This is a genomic window from Pseudoduganella sp. HUAS MS19 (genome assembly GCF_053615455.1).
On the sequence record NZ_CM132133.1, the window covers coordinates 3,538,020 to 3,557,887 of the forward strand.

Genomic DNA, 19,868 nt, shown 5'->3' on the forward strand with positions numbered 1-19,868 from the left:
CCATGATGCCGATACTGGAACTGAGAATCCTGCCCCCGCTGGCCGTGGCGCGCCTGGGCGGCGCGGCCGAGCCGCTCGAAGCCTTCGACCTCGAAACCGATCCTGACAGCCCTATGAACTACCGCCGCATCGTGCCGCGCGAGAGCTTCGAAATCGATCCGCTGAACGGGCGCATTGTGCGCGCCTACGTGCCCGACAATATCCGCTTCAAGGACGACGATAAACTGGTGCGCCCGGTCGCGCCCTTCCTCGAGGTGTATGCGCGCACCAGCGACGAACCAGAGCAGCTGCAGCCGCTGACCCCTGCCCTGCTGTCCGAAAACGGCCTGTCGCTGGCCAACCTGCACTGGGACATCGAGCTCGGAAACATCAAGATCTATCGCCGCACCAACAATCGCAACGACCAGATCCACGCCAACCTGTTCGGCTTGAAGGACCACGCCCGCCACGCGCTGGAGGGCTGGTGTGAGAACTTCAAGGCCGGAAAGACGCTGCCGCTCGGCCACGTGCAGTTCATTGCGCCCACTGAGGATTTCCCGGAAGTCCGCCTGCGCTACACCCCGGCCGCGGGCAAGGTGTACGGCAGCCGCACGGAGCGCCTGGAACCGCAGGCCGACGGCGTGCCCAAGCTGGTCCCCGACCCGATCATCGACAGCGAGGACCTGGTGCTGTACGACGCGGCGCGCGGCGACTGGCTTAACTACACCGAAAGCAGCGGACCGACCCTGACCAACCCGGCCGGCATCTACGCCGGCTACGCCAACGCCGACGGCCAGCAGGTCAGCTGGGGCTACCTGGATGACGAATGCGACGGCCTGGTGCGTGTGGTGCTGACGCTGGCCGACAACAGCACGCTGGTGGCACAGGCCACCATCGGCGCCGGGCCGCCGGCCTACGCGCCGGACACGCTGCCGGTCCGGGTCGTCTCCGACGAGATGGAGCAATTGCTGCACGGGCCCACCGTGCCGGAGGAGGAAGTGTCGCTGGAACAGGCCACTGAACTGGTGCTGCGCGCGCTGGAGACGGTGCGGCTGATGAACACGGCAGTCATGAACGGCAACCCGGTCAACGGCCGCCTCAACGTGGCCAGCACCATGGTGCGGCAGAACAGCAGCGACTTCGAGCGCTACTACGAGCCGATCGCCGCCACTGCCCTGGTGGACAACCTGGCGCTGCGCGCCTTGCACGAACGTGTGTTCAGCGCCCTGTCTGCCGGCGGCGCGCCATGGTTCGCCCAGACCTTGCGCCTGCCCGAGGAAATCGGCGACCTTTCGTCGGTCGCGCTGCGCAAGATGCCAGCGCTGATGCGCGGCGCCGACGGCCGCGGCCTGACACTGACGCGGCGCCACATCGACATGGTGGTGAAGGCCGCCCGCAATGCCATGTTCAGCCAACCCGACAACCCTGCAGGAGAACTGTGATGGCCGCCAAACAGCTAAGCCTGAGCGCCAACAACCTGACCGCGCAGATCCACCACCGTGGCGCCGGCAACCCGGCCTCGATACTGCCGCGCAGCGCGATTTCCAATTGCTTCCCCGGCCTGGAGTTCGATTTCCGCAACCTGTGGCGACGCGCTTTCGAAGGCATTGTGCTGGTTGAGAACAACAACTACGTGATCGACGCCGAACCCGAGTTCCAGTACCTGGTCACGCGCCGCCTGCTGCGCTTCGCCGGCCTTGAGGTCGGCACCATGGTCAACACGACCGGTCCGGTCTTCCCGGATGGGAGCTCGGGCACCCTGGCCTCGGTGGCCAATCCGAACGCGGTATCCTTCATGGAATGGTCGAACTCGATCGCCCGCATCCTGCACCTGCAGGGTCAGATCGTCAGCTGCGAGTTCACCGCCGAGACCGACGCCAGTACCGAGGTGCTGGCAGGGCCGGACACCCCCACGATCACCGTCGAACTGCGCCTTCGCACCTTCTTCGAACACGACACGGCGGCCTTCAATCCGGCGCTGCTGCAGCCGGGCGAGCTGACCCAGGGCTTGTGCGCACCGTGGCAGAACGACTACCGCGAGTGCGCCTGCTATTACTGGGCGGCCTCGCGCCCCGATTACGTCAACGTCGAACCGGGCGTCAATGGCCTGTCACGCGGCGACATGTGGTTCGCCAAGAAACGTACCGGCACCTACATCCCGGACAACCGCACCGACACCAGGCTGTACTCCTATGACGACCTGTTCAAGTCCTGGCAGGAGGACCTGCAGTTTATCATCCGTGGCAAGGATGCCGATGAATCCTGACGCCAGCCCGCCCTCAGCCGCAATGGCGCGGGCCTTGAGCCGCCGCATTGTGGCGGCCTCGCGGCCGCGCCAACGCCACGCCCACCTGGTCGATGACGCCCAGGGCGCGCAGCTGTTGATGGTCAATGGTACGCGCCTGTACCACCTGCCGCCCGGCCTGACCGAGGAGTTCCGAGCGGCGCTGGACAGCGACGACCCGGCCCTGCTGCAGGGGCTGGTCGACAGCTGCGGCCTGCGCGCCGAGGCGCTGATCGACGACACCCCGCTGGCTGCGCCGCCGCTGCACGCGCTGTCGCTGGCGATCGCGCAAAAGTGCAATCTCGGCTGCACCTATTGCTACGCGCAGCAGGGTGAGTTCGGCGGCAAAGCCAGGAGCATGGAGGAACGGCAGGCGCTCCAGGCGGTCGACCTGCTGCTGTCGCAGGCGGCACCCGGCGCCAAGGTGAACCTGGCTTTCATGGGCGGCGAGCCGCTGTCGAACCGCGCAGTGCTGCGCAGCGTGACGGCTTACGCCAGCCGGGAGGCGGCGCAGCGCCAGGTGGACTGCCGCTTCTCGATCACGACCAACGGCACTTTGCTGCAGCCGGACGACGCCGACTTTTTCGAGCAGTACGGCTTCGCCGTCACGGTGAGCCTGGATGGTGCGGCCGAACAGCACGACCGGCTGCGCCCCTTCAAAGGCGGCAAGGGATCCTTCGACCGCATCCTCGAACGCATCGAGCCACTGCTGGCATTGCAGCGCGAGATGCAGGTCTCGGCGCGCGTCACCGTCACGCCCTTCAACCTGAACCTGCCCACAACGCTCGACTTGTTCATCGGCATGGGTTTCCACAGCGTCGGCTTCTCGCCGCTGCTGCGCGCGGCCAACGGACGCGCGGAAATGGGAGAAGCCGACCTGGCCGAAATGCTGGAGGCGATGATTGCCTGCGGCCTAGCCTTCGAGCAGCATGTCCTGCAGGGCCGGCGCTACCCGTTCATGAACATGCAAAACGCCTTACGCGAACTGCAGCGCGGTACACACAGGCCCTACCCTTGCGGCGCGGGCGCCGGCTACTTCGGGGTATCGGCGGACGGAGAATTGTCGGCCTGCCACCGCTTTGTCGGCGACGAACAGGGCGCCATGGGTACGCTGGATGGCGGGGTGGATCGGGCGCGCCAGGCGATCTGGCTGCGCGAACGCCATGTGCACCGGCAGCAGCCATGCTCAGACTGCTGGGCGCGCTACCTGTGCGGCGGCGGCTGCCACCACGAGGTGTTGGCGCGCGGACGCAGCGCCTGCGACTACATCCGCGGCTGGCTGCACTACACGATAGGCGCGCACCAGCGTCTGAGCCAGCTGGCACCGGGCTGGTTCGCCGCTCCGGCCGGCATTCCGGACTGAGTCCGATGCGCGACGGCGAAAGCCTGTTCGATGCGCTGGTCATCGGCGCCGGCCCGGCCGGCACCTGTGCCGCGCTACGCCTGCAACAGCTGGGCTACCGCGTCCTGCTGGTTGAGCGCAGTGCAGTCTGGCCGCGGGCGCAGGTGGGCGAGGCGCTCACTCCGGGCGTACGCAACATCATCGAACTGCTCGATGCCAACGACGCTTTGGCGGCGGTACCCCATGTCGCCCATGCGGGCAGCCGGGTCTTGTGGCGCAGCCGCGAACCCGAGCTGCTGCCGCACGGCGACTCGGCCATCGTTGACCGGGGGCGCTTTGACGCGGCCCTGCTGGCATTGGCGCAACGGCGTGGCATCGAGCTGGAACAGCCGGCCCGTGTGCTGAACCTGGCCGGCGCGGCGGGCGACTGGCGTGCCAGCCTGCTGTGCGGCGAGGCGCGCCGCCGCCAGGTGCGCGCCCGCTTCATCCTCGTCGCCAGCGGGCGCAGCGCCGCACCCGGCCTCCACTGCGCGCCACGGCTGGCGGCCTTGTGGGCCGAGGTCGGGCAATCGGCACTGGCGGGGCTGGACGGCAGCACCCAGGTCGAAGCGCTTGAGCATGGCTGGTTGTGGGCCGCCCGCCTGCCCGGCCAGCGCTATCGGCTGATGCTGGTCTGCGATCCCCAGGCCGCCCGCCGGTCCGAGCCGGCCGGTCCGGAGGCTCGCCTGCGTGCTGCTTGTGCAGCCAGTCAGCTGCTGCGCGCGGCGGCCGGGCTCCCGCTGTTGGGGGCAGTGCAAATGTGCGCGGCCACGCCCTATCTGGCACCCGACAGCTGGCAGGACGGCCGCCTCAAGTTGGGCGATGCGGCTTTTGCGCTCGATCCGGTTTCCTCGTCGGGCGTGGAAAAGGCCATGCGCTTCTCGCTGCAGGCGGCGGTGGCCCTGCATACCGTGCTGGGCGACGATGGCCCGGGCAGCCTGGCCCTGGCGCGACGCTTCTTCGAGGGGCGCCTGGTGGAAACTTGTGCACGGCACGCGCACTGGACCGAAGCATATTACGGCCAGGCCTGGTGCGCCGACCAGGCTTTCTGGCAAGCCCGCTCGCGCTGCGAAAGCAACGCCGATGACGCGACGCGCCCGGAAATACTTGCGGCGCTCTCCAATGAGCGCGCGCGGCTGGCCGGCTACCAAGCGCCGGAACTCAAACCTTTGGCAGCACTGAACCCTGCCCTGCCGCTGCGCCTGCATGGCGGCGCCTCGATCGTCGAGCTGCCCTGCGTGGTTCACGACCGGGTCTGCCTGCACACGGCGCTCGACCATCCCCATCTGGAACGGCCGCTCGCGTTCCTGGAAAACGAGCCCTTGTTTCCGCACGTGGCAAGCCTTGTGCAGCCATTGCCGCTGGCCCGGCTGCTGCACATGCTGTCGGCCAGCATGCCGGATCACAAGGCCCAGCGCGTTGCCGCCTGGTTGTGGCAGCGCGGCCTGCTGGAAAGTGTCGGCTGAACTGTCAATGCGTCGGCGTACTTTGCTGCAGGAAGCGCTTTTCCATTTGCTCGCGATTGCCGTTTGGAGCAGCTCCAGATTGGACAGGCTTCCTGATTTGGATGCAGATCAGAATGCCAGCCCTTGGTAACCGGCTTAGCTGGATTTGACCGCAGCCTTGGCGCGTGCCGCGTGCAGCTTCCGGTAGCTGTCGATCTTGCGCTGGTGCCTGTCGAGCCCTTCCAGCTTCATGCTGGTCGGGGTCAGGCCGTAGAAACGTACGCTGCCGTCGACCGAGCCGATCACCGCGTCCATTTTCTCGTCGCCAAACATGCGACGGAAATTGACGACGTAGTCGTCCAGCTCCATCTCTTCGTCCAGCAATACTTCCAGCACGGCGCTCATCGCTTGGTAGAACAATCCGCGGTCCAGCGTATTGTCGTTGTATTGCAGGAAGGCGTCGACCAGTTCACGCGCGGCTTCGTACTCATTCAGCGCCAGGTTAATCAGCAGCCTCAGTTCAAGCACCGTGAGCTGGCCCCAAACCGTGTTCTCGTCAAATTCGATGCCGATCAGGGTGGCAATGTCGCCATACTCATCGAGTTCACTGTTTTCAAGGCGTTCGAGGAGCGCTTCCAGGCTTTCGTCGTCCAGGCGGTGCAGGTTCAGGATGTCGCTGCGGAACTGGAGCGCCTTGTTCGTGTTATCCCAGATCAGGTCTTCCACCGGATAGATTTCCGAGTAGCCTGGCACCAAGATACGGCATGCAGTCGCGCCTAACTGGTCGTAGACGGCCATATAAGCCTCCTTGCCCAGGTCTTTCAGGATGCCGAACAGGGTCGCGGCTTCCTCGGCATTGGAGTTTTCGCCCTGGCCGGAGAAATCCCATTCGACGAAGTCGAAGTCCGGCCTGGCGCTGAAGAAGCGCCAGGAAACAATGCCACTGGAGTCGATGAAGTGCTCGACAAAGTTGTTTGGCTCGGTCACGGCATTGCTTACGAACGTAGGGCGCGGCAGGTCGTTCAGGCCTTCAAAGCTGCGGCCCTGCAGCAGTTCAGTGAGGCTGCGCTCCAATGCGACTTCAAGGCTCGGGTGCGCGCCGAACGAAGCGAAGACGCCGCCCGTGCGCGGGTTCATCAGCGTGACGCACATGACCGGGTAGGTGCCACCGAGGGAAGCATCCTTCACCAGTACCGGGAAGCCTTGTTCTTCCAGGCCTTTGATGCCAGCCACAATGCCTGGATACTTGGCCAGCACTTCCTGCGGCACGTCCGGCAAAGCCAGTTCCCCTTCCAGGATTTCGCGTTTAACCGCCCTTTCGAAGATTTCGGACAGGCACTGAACCTGAGCTTCCGCCAGCGTATTACCGGCGCTCATGCCGTTGCTGACGAAGAGGTTTTCGACCAGGTTGGTCGGGAAATACACTACTTCGCCATCGGACTGCCGCACAAACGGCAAGGAGCAAATGCCACGCTCAACGTTGCCGGAGTTGGTGTCGTACAGGTGCGAGCCACGCAGTTCGCCATCAGGGTTGTAGATACCGCGGGTGTACTGATCGAGGATTTCGGAGGGCAGTGCATCTTTTCGGCCTGGCTTGAACCAGCGCTCGTCCGGATAATGCACGAAGTCGGCGTTGGCAATGTCTTCGCCCCAGAATTCGCCGGCATAGAAGTGGTTGCAACTGATTCGCTCGATGTACTCGCCCAATGCGGACGCCAGCGCGCTTTCCTTGGTCGATCCTTTGCCATTGGTGAAGCACATTGGCGAGTGCGCGTCGCGGATGTGCAGCGACCACACGTTGGGAACGATGTTTCGCCAGGAGGCGATCTCGATCTTGATCCCGAGGTTCGCAAGGAGGCCAGACATATTGGCGATGGTCTGCTCCAGCGGCAGGTCCTTGCCCGGGATGTAGGTGCTGGTGCCGGAATCCGGGTCAAGGGTCAGCAAGGCCTGGGCGTCCGCATCGAGGTTTTCGACTTCCTCAATCACGAATTCGGGACCGGTCTGGACGACCTTCTTCACCGTACAACGGTCAATGGAGCGCAAGATGCCTTCGCGGTCCTTGGGCGAAATATCGGGCGGCAGCTCGACCTGGATCTTGAAGATCTGCTGGTAGCGATTTTCAGGATCGACAATATTGTTTTGCGAGAGGCGGATATTTTCGGTCGGAATATTGCGAGTTGAGCAATATAATTTCACGAAATATGCGGCGCACAAGGCCGACGAAGCCAGGAAATAGTCAAACGGGCCAGGCGCCGAACCGTCTCCTTTATAGCGGATTGGCTGGTCTGCAATGACCGTGAAATCGTCGAATTTCGCTTCGAGACGAAGCTTGTCGAGGAAGTTGACCTTAATTTCCATGGGAATGTTCCAAAAATAGTGCCCGAAATAGCGTGGCCGCTATTATCGGCCCTTTTGAGGCGCACCGCAAAGGCTGCTGTCCTAGCCGGTCTTGTTCGGCGCCACGAAGGCGAGCGCTTCCTCAAACGTTTGTAGTTGGCGCCCGGATCGGCATCGGGCTCGGTTTCGGTGAGCAGGAAGCTGCGCGCATCCAGCTTCGCATCGCGGAACACCAATACCAGGAGCGCGCTCAGGAATTCTTCGCGCTGTGGCGCAAATGGGCCCCGACGTTTTGATCGAGCATGGAGAAACTGCGCCGGCGCGCACGGCTCGGTGCCTGGCCGGCGTCGAGCGTCTCGGCTACCATTGCCACCGTCGCACGCCGGCGGCTTTCCTGGCCGCTTTGCAGGCCGGCCCCTGCCATGGCAGTTACCACCGGTTGCAAGACCTCACGGCCAAAAGACAGAAGGCCAAGCATACAGGCCGCCGTGATGGCAAAATTCACTTCACACCACGCTTCAAGCATACAGGCAGCCATCATACTTGATCCTTCGCTTATCGCCAGCCTCCGCCAAGGACCTTGTACATGGTGACCTGGTTGCTCGCCTTGGCCAGCCGGGTGCTGATCAGGCCTTGCTGGGCACTGTACAGGGCGCGCTGGGAGACCAGCGCATTCAGGTAGGACTCGGCCCCCTTCTGGTAGCGTGCCTGATGAATGAGGTAGCTCCTCTCCGCCGCTTCCGCCAACGCGGCCTGCGATTCCACGCGTTCATCGAGCGTTCCGCGCTGCGCCAAGGCATCGGCCACTTCACGGAATGCGGATTGAATCGCCCTCTCGTATTGCGCCAGCGCGATGCCGTGGTCACTGCGTGCCATCTCCAGGTTGGCCTTGTTCGCGCCTCCTGCAAAGATCGGCAGGTTAAGCTGCGGCGAGAAGCTCCACGTTCCGGTGCCGGCCTTGAAGAGCCCCGACAGTTCGTGGCTTGCACTGCCGGCCGATGCGGTCAGCGTAATGCTCGGGAAGAAGGCCGCACGGGCCACGCCAATATTGGCATTGGCCGCCTGCACGGCGTGCTCCGCTTGCAGCACATCGGGGCGCTGCTGCAGCACCGCTGACGGGACACCCGCCGGTAAATCGGCAAGCCTGGTCACCTGCTGCAGCGGGCCTTGCGGCAGCAAGCGGGCCGGCACTGAGGTGCCGGCGAGCAGGTTCAGCGTGTTGACATCGGCGGCGACCTGGGCGCGATAGAGCGCCGCATCGTTGCGCGCAGCCTCCGCACTGGTCTGGGCTTCATACATATCAAGCCCAGAGGTCGCACCGGACTCGAAGCGGCGCTTTGCCAGCTCATACGTGATCTGCTGGTTCTTGAGCGTTTCCTCGGCCAGGCGCAAATGCTCCTGGTCCGCGGCCAGCGTCAGCCAGGCATTGGCCACCTCGGCCACCAGGCTGATTTGCTGGGCACGGTGCGCCTCTTCGGTTGCCTGGAATTGCTGCAGCGCGGCGTCGGACATGCTTTTCACGCGGCCGAAGAAGTCCAACTCGAACGCCGGAATGCCCAGGCCACCACTGTATTGCCGCGCGATGGTCGCCGAACCACTGGGCGACTGCTTGCCAGGCGCGCGCTGCGCGGTCTGGCCAACGCTTGCATTCAAGTGCGGTAGCCGCTCGGCGCGCGCCACGCCGTACTGGGCCCGGGCTTTCTCGATGTTCAGTACCGACACCCGCAGGTCACGGTTGTTGTCAAGGGCAAGTTGCACCACCTGCGCGAGGCTTTCGTCGGAGATGAACTCCCGCCAGCCGATGCCGGCGGCAACGCGCGTTTCCGCATTGCGCCCTGCCGGCTTGTAGGCATCGCCGGCAGGCCATTGCTGCGCCAGCGGCGCGGTTGGCCGCTGGTAGACAGGCGCCAGGCTGCAGCCGGCAAGCATGGCTGCAACGGTCAGGGTAATGATGGTCTTTGTCACTTTGCTGCCTCCTCAATCATGGCGGCCGTATTGGCGCCCTTTTCCACATCTGACGCCTTCGCAAACCAACCGCGCACCAGTACAAAGAACACCGGCACGAAGAAGATCCCGAGGAACGTTGCCGTCAGCATGCCGCCCAGGACGCCGAAGCCAATCGCGACCTGGGCGCCGGAACCGGCGCCGCTGGCCATCGCCAGGGGCAGCACGCCAAGGCCAAAGGCGATCGACGTCATCAGGATCGGCCGCAGGCGCATCTTCACTGCGATCAGGGTTGCTTCGCGCAGCTCCTTGCCGCTTTCCTGCAGTTCCTTTGCGAATTCGACGATCAGGATGGCGTTCTTCGCCGACAGGCCGACGACAGTCAGCAGGCCCACCTTGAAGTAGACGTCGTTCGCCAGCCCAACGCCCCACGTTGCCAGCACTGCGCCGATAATGCCCAGCGGGACCACCAGCATGACGGAGAATGGCACCGACCAGCTTTCGTACAGTGCGGCCAGGCACAGGAACACGATCAGGAAGGACAAGGTGTACAACAGCGTGGTCTGCGCGCCGGACTCGCGCTCTTCCAGCGACATGCCGGTCCATTCGTACCCCAGGCCTTTCGGCAGCCTGGCGATCATCTGTTCCATTTCCGCCATGGCGGCGCCCGAGCTGACGCCCGGTGCGGCCATGCCCTGGATATTCAGCGACGAGCTGCCGTTGAACCGCTCAAGGCGCGGCGAGGCGGTCACCCACTCGCCGACGGTGAAGGCGGAGAATGGGACCATTTCGCCATCACGGTTGCGCACCGACCATTTCTGCATGTCTTCCGGCAGCATGCGTGAATCGGCCCTGCCCTGCAAGAACACCTTTTTCACCCGGCCGCGATCGATGAAGTCGTTAACGTAGGCAGAACCCCAGCCAACCGACAGCACCTGGTTGATCTCCGAAACATCCAGCCCCAGGGCGGCAGCCTTCTGCTGGTCGATCGTGATCTTGTATTGCGGCGTGTCTTCCTGGCCGTTCGGGCGCACGCCGACCAGCTTTGGATTCTTAGCAGCCATTTCCAGCAACTGGTCGCGTGCCGCCATCATGGCCGCGTGGCCCAGGTTGGCACGGTCTGTCAGTTGCAGGTCGAAGCCGCCTGCGTTACCGAGCTCCATCACCGCCGGCGGCGAGAACGTAAACACCATTGCGTCGCGCGAGTTCATCATTGCTTCCAGCGCCCGGTAGCCGATATAGCCGGAATGATTCTCCAAACCCGGGCGGTCTTTCCAGTCCTTCAACTTGACGAAGGCCATGCCGTTGTTCTGGCCGTTGCCGGCAAAGGAGAAACCGGCAACGGAAAATACGGATTCGACGTTGTTCTTTTCCTTGGTGAAGAAATAGTTCTCAACTTCTTCAACCGTTTTCACGGTGCGTTCCTGGGTCGCGCCGGAAGGCAGCTGTATGGCCGTGAACAGGATGCCCTGGTCTTCCTCCGGCAAGAAGGCGGAAGGAACGCGCGAGAACGCGAAGCCAAGCACCAGCAGCAGTACTGCGTAGGCCACCATGGACTTGCCGGTCCGATGGATCAACTTGCCAACGATGCCCTGGTATTTCTCATTGCCGCGATCAAATTTGCGGTTGAACCAGCCGAAGAAACCCTTATCCGATACATGGGAACCCGGCTTCAGGATAGTTGCACACAAGGCCGGAGTGAACACCATCGCCACCAGCATCGACAGCACCATCGCGGCAACAATCGTCACCGAGAACTGGCGGTAGATCACGCCGGTCGAGCCGCTCATGAAGGCCATCGGCACAAACACCGCGGAAATCACCATGCCAATGCCCACGAGCGCTCCGGATATCTGTCCCATCGACTTCAGGGTTGCTTCTTTGGGCGACAGCCCCTCTTCCGTCATCACGCGCTCAACGTTCTCCACCACCACAATCGCGTCATCCACCAGCAAGCCAATGGCCAGTACCAGCGCGAACATGGTCAGAGTGTTGATCGAATAGCCCATTGCCGCCAGCACCCCGAAAGTGCCCAGCAAGACTACTGGCACGGCCATGGTCGGAATCAGCGTAGCGCGCAGGTTCTGCAGGAACAGGTACATCACCAGGAATACCAGTACGATCGCTTCAACCAGGGTTTTTACCACCTCATGAATGGAGATTTTGACGAACGGAGTGGTATCAAATGCGACCTGCGCCTTCACGCCTGGCGGGAAGAACGGTTCCATTTCCGCCAGCTTGGCCTTGACTGCGTCGGCAGTGGCCAGGGCATTGGCGCCGGTTGCAAGCTTGATCGCAAGGCCCGCGGCCGACTTGCCATTGTAGCGCACCACGCTGACGTAATTTTCGCCTCCCAGTTCAATCGTAGCAACATCGCGCAGATAAACCGTTGCTCCATCGGGCTGTGTCTTGAGCAGGATGCCCCCGAACTGCTCCGGTGTCTGCAGGCGGCTTTGCGCCGTGACGGTGGCATTCAGCTGCTGGCCGCGCGCAGCCGGCGCGCCACCCAGCTCACCCGCGGAAACCTCGGCATTCTGGCCCTTCACCGCCGCAATGACGTCGGCGGGCGTGAGGCGGTAGCCATGCAGCTTGACCGGATCGAGCCAGATTCGCATCGCGTACTGCGTCCCAAAGTGCTGCACCTCGCCCACGCCTTCGATTCGGGACAGCGGTTCGATGACGCTCGATGCGATGTAGTCGTCCAGGTCGGCGTTGCCCATGCTGCCATCTTCGGATACGAAGCCCAGCACCAACAGGAAACTGTTGGTCGCCTTGGACACCACCAGGCCCTGTTGCGTCACTTCGGCCGGTAACAAGGGAGTCGCCAGCGCAAGCTTGTTCTGCACCTGGACCTGGGCGATATCTGGATCGGTACCGCTCTTGAAATTCAGCGTAATACTGATGCCCCCGGTGGCATCCGAACTGGAGGACATATTGCGCAGCCCATCAATCCCTTTCATCTTTTGTTCGATGACCTGGGTGACGGAATCTTCCACCGTCTTGGCAGAGGCACCGGGGTACATGCCGGCGATCTGGATGCTGGGCGGCGCAATGGCAGGATACTGCGATACCGGCAACGTCTGGATCGCCAGCAGGCCGGCGAGCATGACCACGATGGCGATGACCCAGGAGAAAATGGGCCGTTGAATGAAGAAGCTAGCCATGCAATGTTCCTTATTGTGGCGCAGCCGTTGGCTTCAGCGCGATGGCCGGCCCGGTCTGGGAGGATACGGCAGGCATCCCTGGCTGGACCTTCTGCAGTCCTTCCACGATCACCCGTTCACCCGCTTGCAGGCCGGATTTGACCAGCCACTGGTCCCCCAAAGTGCCCGCCGTCACCAGCACCCGCTGTTCGACGATACCTTTGCGGTTCAGCACCAGGGCAGTCGCCTCGCCCTTCGGATTGCGGGTCACGCCCTGTTGCGGTACGGCGATCGCATGCTCGTCGACCCCATTATCGATGACGGCACGCACGAACATGCCCGGCATCAGGTCATGCTTTGGATTCGGTACGATGGCGCGCAGCACCACGTTGCCGGTGCCGGAGTCGACGCTGGAGCCGGTGAATTGCAGCTTCCCTTCATGCGCATACGTTGTGCCGTCCGACAGTTTCAGCACCACGCGCGCCTGGCCGCCGGACTGTTTTAGCGCTCCCGATTCGACCAGCTTCTTCAAGCGCAGCATCTCTTCGCCGGACTGCGTGACGTCGACGTAGATTGGATCGAGCTGCTGTACGGTGGCCAATGCGGCCTCCTGCCCTGCCGTTACCAGCGCACCCGGCGTTACGCTCGATCGCCCGATGCGGCCCGAGATCGGAGCATCCACCCGGGTGTAATCGAGGTTGATGCGGGCTGCCTCCATCGCCGCTTTCGCGGACTCCACCTCGGCCCGGGCTTGTGCTGCGCCTGCCACAGCCTCGTCGTACTCCTGGCGGCTTACTCCTTCGATTTCCAGCAGTTCCTTATAGCGTTGGGCCTTCGGTGCAGCGGCAAGCAGGTTGGCCTCCGCGCGGCGCAACGCTGCCTTTGCGGAGCCGTAGGCGGCCTGGAAGCTGGCCGCCTCGATCTGGTACAACTGGGCGCCGGCCTTTACTTCGGCGCCTTCAACGAATAGGCGCTTTTGTACCAGTCCACCGACCTGCGGCCGCACCTCGGCCACCATGTAGGCCGCTGTCCGGCCCGGCAGCTCCACGTTGACCGGCAGCGGACGCTTTTGCACTATGTGCAGCCCGACTTGCGGCGGTGCCGGCTCGCCCTGGACCGGCTGTTGGGACTCGCATCCGGCGATCAGTGCCGCCGCACATGCGAGGAAAACAAACTCTTTTCTCATTCTCGAATCTCCAAAAGTGCTTTACGCACGCGAGTAATCACTCATTTAAAGCTAAAAATTTTTAATCGAAGAACATGCGGCGGATGGCCTTGAAACCGCTGGCCTTATATGCTTCCACCCGGCCTGGCTCCCGCAGTGCGAAATCGATGGTGGTGTTGGCGACCGAGATAAACAATGCATCGGCATATTGCGGGGAATGTCCGGCCATCACTTCGCTGGAATGCACCAGCTCCATCATTCCCTCGTCCGGGAACAGCGCCATCTCCGCCGCGCGGGTGGCATCGGTCAGGACATCCGTCACCGAAAGCTGGGTGGCCGCCCTGTTCCAGACCGGATGCGCCAGCGCCCAATCGATATGCGCATTCCACATGGCCCTGGCCCGCTCAACCAGCGGCAAGGATGGATTAAAGGAATGGCGCGTGACCTCCAAGCTTTGCTCGCAGATGTACAGGTACATCTCGTTCAGCAGCACTTCCTTGGTTGCAAAGTAGCGGAACAACGTTCCCTCCGCCACGCCGGCAAGTTTGGCAACCAGCGCGGTCGGTGCTCCCACGCCTCGTTCGGCCACTGCCTGGGCGGCAGCCTCCAGCAGATGCAGCCTCTTCTCTTCGCTCTTTGGTCGTGCCATCTTCGCCTCAATAATAACGGAGTACTCACTCATTATAGCGCTGCCCTTTGGCAAATGCAAACAGAAGTTTCGCAAATTTGTATCGCACGCTTGACTTCGATATCCAGATAGACAATATTGCCTATCAGAAATTGGAAAGGATTCCACCTACGGAGGTTGTTCATGTTCGCCAAATACAGCATTACCCGCGGTTCCCCCCTCGCCATCGCAGCATTGCTGGCCGCTTGCGGCGGCGGCAATGGAAACGACACCAGTACGCAGGAAACGATACTGAAAGCCCAAAGCGCAGCGCAATCGACCGAAACTGCTCTGACGCCGCAGGCCGCGACAGCGTCGGCGTCCGAACGCGGCGACCTTTCCGCTGCCGCGGCTATCGACCATAACGATGGAACACGCTGGAGCAGCGGCTTTACCGACGACCAGCACCTGACGCTCGATTTCGGCAAGACGGTGCCCGTGAACCGGGTCAGGATCGCCTGGGAAAATGCCCACGCGGCCGAATACCTGCTGCAAGTGTCGGATGACAATGCGAGCTGGACTACCATCAAGGCAGTCGAAAACAGCCAGGGCGGCACTGAAGACTGGGCCGGCCTCGCCGGACAGGGACGCTACCTGCGCATGAAAGGCATCCGGCGCTCGTCGCCGTATGGATATTCGATTTTCGAGATCCAGGCTTTCTCAGGCGCGCCAGCCTCCCCCGCCCCGACGCCTCAGCCGGAGCCCCACCCCGGCGATCCCACTGCGCCGGGCGTTCTCGTCAAGCCGGTGGCTGCGGCATCTTCAGCGGTGGAGAACGCTGGTCTCTCGGCCCAGGCCGCCATCGACGGCCAAGCCAACACCCGCTGGGCAAGCGCCAGGGAGGATGGAGCGTGGATCCAATTCGATTTCGGCACGCGCACCGCGGTCGGCTACATGAAGCTGACGTGGGAGAACGCCTATGCCAGGCAATACTCCCTGCTTGTTTCGGACGATGGGAACACGTGGTCGCAACTGCGCCTCGTCACCAACGGCCGCGGCGGCACGGAGGAATTCTTCAACCTCGGCGCAAATGCCCGCTATATCCGCATGCAGGGCATTGCCCGTGCAACGCAGTATGGCTACTCGCTGTTTGAAGTGGAATTCAAGTCGCCGGGCAGCGACAACACCTTGCAGCCTGGCGCGACGTCGGCCCTGCGCTTCCCGGCCGGCGGCGAAAGCCTTGTGCCACTGCCAGCCAGCGCAACCCCGCTCGAGACGCTCCAATTTACACTTGCCGACGGCACCCTCGTCACCCGATTTGGCGCTCGCGGCTTCGCGCGCCATGGCCGCGAGCGCGGCGAAGACTGGAATGAGATCGGCTACGGGCCGAATGAGACCGTGGACCCGGTGACCGGCCTGCCGGTCGACAAGGGGCCTGGCAACTACCTGACTTTTGTTCCGCAGTACTTCAAGAACCGCACCTGGGGTGTGGAAATCGTCGACAACAGCCGCGTTCCCGGCGTGACCAGGCCGACGCTGGTGGTCAACCAGTACACGACGGTCGACTTCCTGTCCGGCGGCATCGCCTTCTTCCGCGCCATCGACCGCCCCGGCGTGACGGGCTATGGCTGGATGGCGCCCGGCGAACTGGTCGACAACAACGTCAAGGTCTGCAAGCCTTCGCCCTACCCTGCGGCGGGCCAGCTTGCTGCACCTGGTGGCATCAACAGCGCCTGCACGCTGCTGGTCAAGCAGTATCCCGGCATGAACGGGCTGGATGCGAATGGCTTCCCGAACGGCAGCACTATTCCGGCGCGCCCGCTCGTGCTTGGCGATGTGATCGAAGTTTCGCCTTCCATGTTCTCGACCACCGAGTCCATGCTCGGCAAGGGCGATAACGGTGGCATCCGCTACTACTCGGCCGAATGGACCTATGTGGTCGGGGCCGGCCTGCGCCCATGGTACGGCGTGCAGCCGCGCCTGAACTCAGTGCCGCTGCCGGCGGAGACGCTGTCGGGCGGCCTCGGTTCGGTGTCCTACAACTATTCGGACAATGGCTTGTTCATGTTCCAGCAGCCGCAGAACAATGTGGGCATGCAGAATATGAAGCGCTTTGTCGAAGGCCGCCGCCTGATCCACACCAACTTCACCACCGGCGAGCACAATGAAACCGGCAACGACCGCTACACGCCAGCCATTGGCCTGCAAGGCCAGCGCTTTAACCAGTCGGCCTGCATCGGCTGCCACGTGAACAACGGCCGCAGCCCGGCGCCGCTTGCCGTCAACCAGAAACTCGATACCATGTCGGTACGCGTCGCCATGACTGGCGCGGACGGCCAGCAGATGCCGCATCCGGTATATGGAACTGCGGTGCAGATGAACGCCGTTTCGGCCACCGGGGCGCCGCAGAACTGGGGCACTGGTGTGCGCGTTGCAGGATTCGAAACGAGCTCTGTGAAACTGGCCGACGGCACTGCGGTAGAACTGCGCAAGCCAACCATCGCTTACGAAGGCCCGGCACCGGAGATCGCCTCGCTGCGCGCTGCGCAGCCCATGATCGGGGCCGGCTTGCTCGAAGCGGTTCCGGAGGCGGAAATCCTGGGCCGGGTACGCAATACGCCGGACGCGGACGGCGTCAGGGGCATCGCCAACTTTGTCTACGACCCTGAGACAGGCACAGTTCGCCTTGGCCGCTTTGGCTGGAAGGCATCCAAGGCAACCTTGCGTCACCAGGCCGCAACAGCCCTGCTGCAGGACATGGCTGTCACATCGCCGGTCTACCCGAATCGCAGTTGCGGCAGCGACCCTGCAGGCTGCAAGTCTGCCCCTGCCCAGCGTGGCGTGAGCGAACCGGAACTGCAACTGATCTCGCAGTATCTCGCACTGCTCGCCGTGCCGGCCCAGCGCAGCTTGCCAAGCGGCTTCCCGAAAGGCGTGGCACCGCTGGAAGAGCATCGCGTCGATGCGCAGCAGGTGGGCGCCGGTTCCCGCCTGTTTCAAGCGATGCGTTGCTCGGCATGCCATACGGTCGAAATGCGCACCGGTCCGGGACACCTGATGGCGGAACTGCGCAACCAGCTGATCCGTCCATATTCCGATTTGCTGCTGCACGATATGGGTGCGGGACTGGCCGACAACTTTGTAGAGGGCCAGGCACAGGGCGCCATGTGGCGCACGGCGCCGCTGTGGGGGATCGGCTATACGGACAAGGTGATGGGTAATGGCGGCAAGGCTGGCTACCTGCACGATGGCCGTGCGCGCAACCTTACCGAAGCGATCATGTGGCACGGCGGGGAAGCCGAGCGCTCACGCCAGCGCTTCGCCGCCTTGCCAAGGTCCGACCGCGAGGCGCTGCTGGCTTTCCTGCGGTCGTTGTAAGCGCCCTCAGTCGAAGTCGAACAGATCGCTGAGGAAGCCCTCTTTCTTCTTCTTGTGATGCGGGTAGTTGCCAAAACCATGGCCTTGCTGCTGGTAGCGCGGATCATGCTGCTGGTAGCGCGGATCGGGCGCCCGTTGCGCCTGGACCGACTGCGGGGCCGCACCGCCAGCAAGGGAGCGCTCGATGATCTTGTCGAGCTCTCCCCGGTCCAGCCACACGCCGCGGCAGTTCGGGCAGTAGTCGATCTCAATGCCCTGGCGCTCACTCATCACCAGGCTGACGTTCTTACAGACGGGACAATCCATCGTTTGCTCCTCAATATTATGGATGTCGAGGATGCTAAGCCGTCAAGCTTATGCGGCCCTTAAAACGCCTTACATGTCCCAAGCCGGGGCCAGTCCATCCGGGCTGACCATGCGGCCGTTGCGCTCCAGCGCTGCGATCTCCGCCATGTCCTGCGCAGTCAGTTGCAGGCCCGTTGCGAGCAGGTTGCTGGCCAGGTTTTCGCGCTTGGTAGAGGAAGGAATAACCGAGTATCCAAGCTGCATCGCCCAGGCCAGCGTCACCTGCGCGGGTGTCGCCTTATGGCGCGCGGCGACGGCGGCAATCGCCGGGTCGCCAAGGACCTTGCCGTAACCAAGCGTCATGTACGACGTAATGTGGATGCCCTGCCCTTGCAGGAGCCACGAGCCTGCGGTTCTGCAGGTAGGGGCTCAGCTCGATCTGGTTAGTGGCGATCTGGCTGGCGCCAACTGCCGCGATGGCGCGCCTGGTGTATTCGATATTGAAGTTCGAGATGCCGATCCGGCGCGCCAGGCCGCGTTCACGTGCTTCCGCCAACGCCACCATGTAGTCTTCGACCGGCACTTCGCTCAATGGCCAGTGGATCAGGGCAAGGTCAACGTAATCGGTTCCCAGTTTCTCCAGGCTTTCCTCCAGGCTGGCAAGCAGACGGCTGGCGCCAAGGTTGTCGCTCCAAACCTTGGTGGTCAGGAACAGGTCCTTGCGCGCAACGCCCGATGCGGCGACTGCCTGCCCCACTTCGGCTTCATTGTTGTAGATCTGCGCGGTGTCCACAGCACGGTAGCCTGCTTCAATTGCGTTACGAACGGAGTCGAAAGCGGCATGTCCTTGCAGGCGGAAGGTGCCCGCACCAATCGATGGGATATTCATTTATAGGTCCTTGGGATCAACGTGGTGCCACTCTACCGTCGCGACTCTTGCGGAAAAAGCCTGTTTTCCGCGAAAGATATTTGCGCAATAATCAAATGTATGAAGACCACACTCGACGAAATGCAGGCATTTATTGCCATTGTGGCCACAGGATCGATCAGTGCTGCCGCGGAACGACTGGGACTGACGGTATCGGCCACCAGCCGCACACTCTCGCGGCTCGAAGAAAAACTGGAGACCACCCTGGTCCGGCGCACCACGCGGCGCCTCGAACTGACCGAGGAAGGCAAGGCTTTCCTCGAATGCGCCCGGAGCATCGTCGCCAAGGTCGAGGAGACCGAAGAAAAGATGTCGCTGCGCCGCCAAGGACCGGCCGGCCGCCTGCGCATCGATGCATCCACGCCCTTCATGCTGCATGTGATCGTGCCCCTGGTGAACGGCTACCGCGAACGCTTCCCGCGCGTCGAGCTGGAGTTGAACAGCAACGAAGGCATCACCGACCTGATGGAAAAACGCACCGACGTCGCCTTCCGCATTGGCCGCCTGCGCGATTCGACGCTGCACGCCACGCCGATTGGCACGGGTAGGCTGCGCATCCTTGCCAGCCCTGCATACATCGACAAGCACGGGGTCCCGGCGGACGTTGCCGACCTGGCAAACCACACCATCCTCGGCTTCAACCAGCCGGAAACCTTGAACGACTGGCCATTGGAAGACGCGGACGGCCAGACGGTCCACGTTACGCCGGACGTCTACACTTCAAGCGGTGAAACGCTGCTGCACCTGGCGCTGCATGGCGCGGGCATTGTCTGCCTGTCGGATTTCCTGAGCAATGCCGACCGCAGGGCCGGCCGCCTGCGCCAGATCCTGGTCGAGGAAACATTGGAAGTCCGGCAACCGATCAACGCGGTCTACTACCGCAATACCGCCCTCTCGGCGCGGATTGCGTCGTTCGTCGACTACATGAAGGAAAAACTGGGCGATCGTGGCTTCGACGAGCCGGTATAATATCCACCCTTGCAACCGTA

At 62.9% G+C, this 19,868-nt stretch carries 13 protein-coding genes and 1 pseudogene; 6 read left to right on the forward strand and 8 right to left on the reverse strand.

All coding sequences use genetic code 11. The features are described from left to right. The first annotated feature begins 2 nt into the window (after window positions 1–2). Genes ACWBU6_RS16080 through qhpG form a run of 4 tightly spaced genes read left to right on the forward strand, consistent with a single transcriptional unit; the run spans window position 3 to window position 5,110 of the window. Window positions 3–1,421 carry a hypothetical protein gene (locus ACWBU6_RS16080; RefSeq protein WP_452644420.1) on the forward strand — a complete coding sequence of 473 codons (1,419 nt, stop codon included), beginning with the start codon at window positions 3–5 and terminating at the stop codon, window positions 1,419–1,421. Next, on the forward strand, window positions 1,421–2,245 hold the full coding sequence (locus ACWBU6_RS16085) for a hypothetical protein (protein ID WP_452644421.1): 825 nt from the start codon (window positions 1,421–1,423) through the stop codon (window positions 2,243–2,245). The genes ACWBU6_RS16080 and ACWBU6_RS16085 overlap by 1 nt, the downstream gene beginning before the upstream one ends. A gap of 34 nt (window positions 2,246–2,279) precedes the next feature. After that, on the forward strand, window positions 2,280–3,626 hold the full coding sequence (locus ACWBU6_RS16090; RefSeq protein WP_452644422.1) for a radical SAM protein: 1,347 nt from the start codon (window positions 2,280–2,282) through the stop codon (window positions 3,624–3,626). Window positions 3,627–3,631: 5 nt separating this feature from the next. Next, the gene (gene qhpG, locus ACWBU6_RS16095; RefSeq protein WP_452644423.1) at window positions 3,632–5,110 is read left to right on the forward strand and encodes a flavin-dependent monooxygenase QhpG; all 1,479 of its coding nucleotides are present in this window, start codon (window positions 3,632–3,634) and stop codon (window positions 5,108–5,110) included. 135 nt (window positions 5,111–5,245) lie between these two features. Here the strand turns inward: qhpG and ACWBU6_RS16100 are convergent, their stop codons facing one another. The 6 genes from ACWBU6_RS16100 to ACWBU6_RS16125 all read right to left on the reverse strand — a co-directional run bounded on the left by ACWBU6_RS16100 (window position 5,246) and on the right by ACWBU6_RS16125 (window position 14,330). After that, entirely contained in the window at window positions 5,246–7,450 is a 2,205-nt protein-coding gene (locus ACWBU6_RS16100; protein ID WP_452644424.1) for an OsmC domain/YcaO domain-containing protein, read from the reverse strand. Between the two features lie 229 nt (window positions 7,451–7,679). Continuing rightward, on the reverse strand, window positions 7,680–7,955 hold the full coding sequence (locus tag ACWBU6_RS16105) for a hypothetical protein (RefSeq protein ID WP_452644425.1): 276 nt from the start codon (window positions 7,953–7,955) through the stop codon (window positions 7,680–7,682). Window positions 7,956–7,984: 29 nt separating this feature from the next. After that, window positions 7,985–9,394 carry an efflux transporter outer membrane subunit gene (locus tag ACWBU6_RS16110; protein ID WP_452644426.1) on the reverse strand — a complete coding sequence of 470 codons (1,410 nt, stop codon included), beginning with the start codon at window positions 9,392–9,394 and terminating at the stop codon, window positions 7,985–7,987. Next, entirely contained in the window at window positions 9,391–12,537 is a 3,147-nt protein-coding gene (locus ACWBU6_RS16115; RefSeq protein WP_452644427.1) for an efflux RND transporter permease subunit, read from the reverse strand. Before ACWBU6_RS16115 ends, ACWBU6_RS16110 begins: the two co-directional genes overlap by 4 nt. A gap of 10 nt (window positions 12,538–12,547) precedes the next feature. Next, entirely contained in the window at window positions 12,548–13,702 is a 1,155-nt protein-coding gene (locus ACWBU6_RS16120) for an efflux RND transporter periplasmic adaptor subunit (RefSeq protein ID WP_452644428.1), read from the reverse strand. 61 nt (window positions 13,703–13,763) lie between these two features. Beyond that, on the reverse strand, window positions 13,764–14,330 hold the full coding sequence (locus ACWBU6_RS16125) for a TetR/AcrR family transcriptional regulator (protein WP_452644429.1): 567 nt from the start codon (window positions 14,328–14,330) through the stop codon (window positions 13,764–13,766). Window positions 14,331–14,492: 162 nt separating this feature from the next. Between ACWBU6_RS16125 and ACWBU6_RS16130 the strand changes: the two genes are divergently transcribed. Then, window positions 14,493–17,666 (forward strand): di-heme oxidoredictase family protein, encoded by a 3,174-nt coding sequence (locus ACWBU6_RS16130; RefSeq protein ID WP_452644430.1) that lies wholly within the window; start codon window positions 14,493–14,495, stop codon window positions 17,664–17,666. 6 nt (window positions 17,667–17,672) lie between these two features. On the opposite strand, the gene ACWBU6_RS16135 is transcribed toward ACWBU6_RS16130, so the two are convergent. Both ACWBU6_RS16135 and dkgB read right to left on the reverse strand, forming a co-directional pair. Beyond that, window positions 17,673–17,972, reverse strand: coding sequence for a TFIIB-type zinc ribbon-containing protein (locus tag ACWBU6_RS16135; protein WP_452644431.1), 300 nt, complete (start codon window positions 17,970–17,972; stop codon window positions 17,673–17,675). Between the two features lie 69 nt (window positions 17,973–18,041). Continuing rightward, window positions 18,042–18,840: pseudogene (gene dkgB, locus ACWBU6_RS16140) on the reverse strand (2,5-didehydrogluconate reductase DkgB). Window positions 18,841–18,939: 99 nt separating this feature from the next. On the opposite strand from dkgB, the gene ACWBU6_RS16145 reads away from it, so the two are divergent. Continuing rightward, complete coding sequence (locus ACWBU6_RS16145; protein ID WP_452644432.1) at window positions 18,940–19,848, forward strand: LysR substrate-binding domain-containing protein; 909 nt, start codon at window positions 18,940–18,942, stop codon at window positions 19,846–19,848. Window positions 19,849–19,868: the final 20 nt, after the last annotated feature.